General features: G+C 71.6%; 4 protein-coding genes. All 4 read left to right on the plus strand.

The window, feature by feature from the left end:
* Positions 1–358 (plus strand): hypothetical protein (locus tag VAE46_RS04385; protein ID WP_322795701.1); only part of this gene is annotated, 358 nt, incomplete at its 5' end.
* Positions 359–386: 28 nt separating this feature from the next.
* On the plus strand, positions 387–1,016 hold the full coding sequence (locus VAE46_RS04390; protein ID WP_322795702.1) for a histidine phosphatase family protein: 630 nt from the start codon (positions 387–389) through the stop codon (positions 1,014–1,016).
* Positions 1,013–1,810 (plus strand): rhomboid family intramembrane serine protease, encoded by a 798-nt coding sequence (locus VAE46_RS04395; RefSeq protein ID WP_322795703.1) that lies wholly within the window; start codon positions 1,013–1,015, stop codon positions 1,808–1,810. Before VAE46_RS04390 ends, VAE46_RS04395 begins: the two co-directional genes overlap by 4 nt.
* A 66-nt stretch (positions 1,811–1,876) precedes the next feature.
* The gene (locus VAE46_RS04400) at positions 1,877–2,677 is read left to right on the plus strand and encodes a CAP domain-containing protein (protein ID WP_322795704.1); all 801 of its coding nucleotides are present in this window, start codon (positions 1,877–1,879) and stop codon (positions 2,675–2,677) included.
* Positions 2,678–2,684 lie beyond the last annotated feature (7 nt).

Here is a 2,684-nt window from a genome sequence, read left to right on the forward strand (position 1 = left end):
CGCCCTTGAACGTATCCTCGCCGAGGAGCGCCCCGCGCTGCCCGCCTTCGAACCCGAGGCCTGGGCCGCCCGCCCCGCGCCCGCGGCCCGCAAGGAGCGCCTGCTCGCCGATTTCGCCCTCCAGCGGCAGGCCAGCCTCGCCATCCTCCGCGGGCTCGGGCCGGGCGAACGAGAGCGCACCGGGCTGCTGGGCGGCGAAGCGGTCGCCGTCAGCGGGCTTGTCGCGCGCTGGGCCGAACACGACCGCGCCGGGCTCGCCCGGCTGGAGCGCGCGCTCGGCGAAACGCTCGCCGAGGTGCTCGAGCGGCGCCGCCGCTTCGCCGAGGAGTTCGCCCGCCACCCGCCCGGTACGGACTGAAGCGCCCCGGCGCGCTACCCTGCACACCATGGCCGACCAGCCGCGCACCCGCATCTACCTTGCCCGCCACGGCCAGTCGCAGGCGAACGTGCTGGGCCGCTTCTGCGGCCATGCCGATGCCCCGCTGACCCCGCGCGGCGTCGAACAGGCCCGCGCCCTCGGGCGGCGGCTGGCAGGGATTCGCCTCGACGCCTGCTACGCCTCCGACCTCACCCGCGCGCTCGAAACCGCCCGCCTCGCCCTCGGCGAACGCGGGCTCGCGCCCGCACCGGACCCCGCCCTGCGCGAAATCCACTACGGCGAATGGGAGCTGGTGCCCGAGCCGGACGCCCGACGCACCCACCCCGACTGCTTCGCCGCGATGGAAGCCGAAGACCCGGCGTGGCAGCCGCCCGGCGGCGAAACCCTCCCGGCCGTCGTCGAACGGACCGGCCGCGCCCTCGATCGCATCATCGCGCGCCACCGGGGGCAGTCGGTGCTCGTGGTCAGCCACGGGACGGCGATCAACTGCCTGCTCGCGGGCGTACTTGGGCTGCCGCTCAGCCACGTCTTCCGCATCGATGTGGCCAACTGCGCCCTGTTCGAACTGGAGGAGCGGAACGGCCGCCTCTACGCCGTTCGCCTGAACGATACCGCCCACCTGGAACCGCCCCGGTGATCCCGGTCGGCGATAGCACGCGCCGCTACTCCACCCCGTGGGTGACCTACGGCATCATCCTCGCCAACGCCCTCGTCTTCATCGCCATGCTCGGCATGGATGCCAGCTCGCCGCGGGTCACCGTCGAATCCAGCCGGCGCTTCATCGAACAGACCGAGACCGTGTGTTACGGCTACCGCACCGCTCCCAACGACCTGAACGAGTTCGTTTGCCGCTGGGGCTTCCAGCCGAAGGAGTTCTTCGACGCCGTGCGCGGCGAATCCGGGCTGAGCGGCGCGCCGCTGCGCTGGGCGCTGCTCGCCATCCTCACCAGCCTGTTCATCCACGGCGGCTGGCTGCACATCCTCGGCAACATGCTCTTCCTCTGGGTCTTCGGCGATAACATCGAAGACCGCCTGGGGCGGCTCGGTTTCCTTCTTTTCTACCTCTCCGCAGGCGTCGTCGCGTCGCTCATCCAGGGCCTGATGGACCCCTCCAGCGTCATCCCGGTGGTCGGCGCGAGCGGCGCCGTGGCGGGCGTGCTGGGGGCCTACTTCATCTGGTTCCCGCGCGCCACCGTGCACGTGGTCATCCCCTTCTTCATCCTGATCTTCATCCCGCTGCCGGTGCCGGCCTTCCTCATGATCGGCCTCTGGTTCCTGCAGAACCTGTTCGCCGGCTACGCCAGCCTGGTCGAAACCGCTGCCACCGGCGGCGGGGTCGCATGGTTTGCCCACATCGGCGGCTTCATCTTCGGCGCGCTCATCGCCGCCATGACCCCGCCCCGGCGGCAGCGCCCGCCAGCCTTCCCGTAAATTGTTGGTAAACCGTTAGAGCATGGGCCCCGCCGGGGGTTCCCGCTTAGTCGAACGCTGCCTACGGTGAAAGCGACAACCGATGTCGCCGCGCACCCCGCGCGCCGGAGGACTATGGTTCGCCTCACCGCCGTTGCGATTGCTGCCCTCGCTCTTGGCCTCGCCGCCCTGGCCGGGGGGCTCGAACGCAGCACGCCCGCCCGCGCGCTGACCAACTGCAGCACCTCTACCCAGGCGCTTGATTCGGCCGAGCAGGAGCTCATCCGCCTCATCAACGAATTCCGCGCAGCCAACGGCCGCCAGCCGCTCAAGCCCTCGCCCAACCTTTCTCGCGCCGCCGCCTGGATGTCCGAAGACATGGTGGCGAACGGCTACTTCAGCCACACCGACAGCCTCGGCCGCTCGCCCTTCCAGCGGGTCCGCGATTGCGGCTACGCTTCGTCCGGCGCGGGCGAAAACCTCGCCATGGCAGGCAGCGCATCCACCGCCTTCAACCTCTGGCTGAACTCCAGCGGGCACCGGGCCAACATGCTGAACTCCATGTGGGTGGTGATTGGCGTCGGCCGCGCCGGCCCGTACTGGACCGTCGATTTCGGCAACGTCGATGACTCCGGCCAGTCGTGGGACAGCCTCCCGCCGCCCGCGCCGACCGCCACCCCCACCCCGACCCCAACCCCTCCGCCCACCTCCGCCGCGACACCCCCGCCCACCGCGACCTCCCCCGCGCCGCCGCAAACCACCCCTCCGCCGGGCCCGCCGCCCGGAAGCGGCAGCGCCAACCTCCAGCCCCCGCCCGGCGGCGCCCCCACCGGCTCCACCGGCCTCCCCCGCCGCATCACCCTCCCCAACCTCGGCTCCGACCGCTAACTCCCCC

The sequence above is a fragment of the Tepidiforma sp. genome, assembly GCF_034433535.1.
In the GTDB taxonomy this organism is placed as follows: Bacteria; Chloroflexota; Dehalococcoidia; order Tepidiformales; family Tepidiformaceae; genus Tepidiforma.

Bases quoted from the DNA above. Each gene is read 5' to 3' on its own strand.
- VAE46_RS04390 (WP_322795702.1), top strand. From the start codon at position 387: ATGGCCGACCAGCCGCGCACCCGCATCTACCTTGCCCGCCACGGCCAG.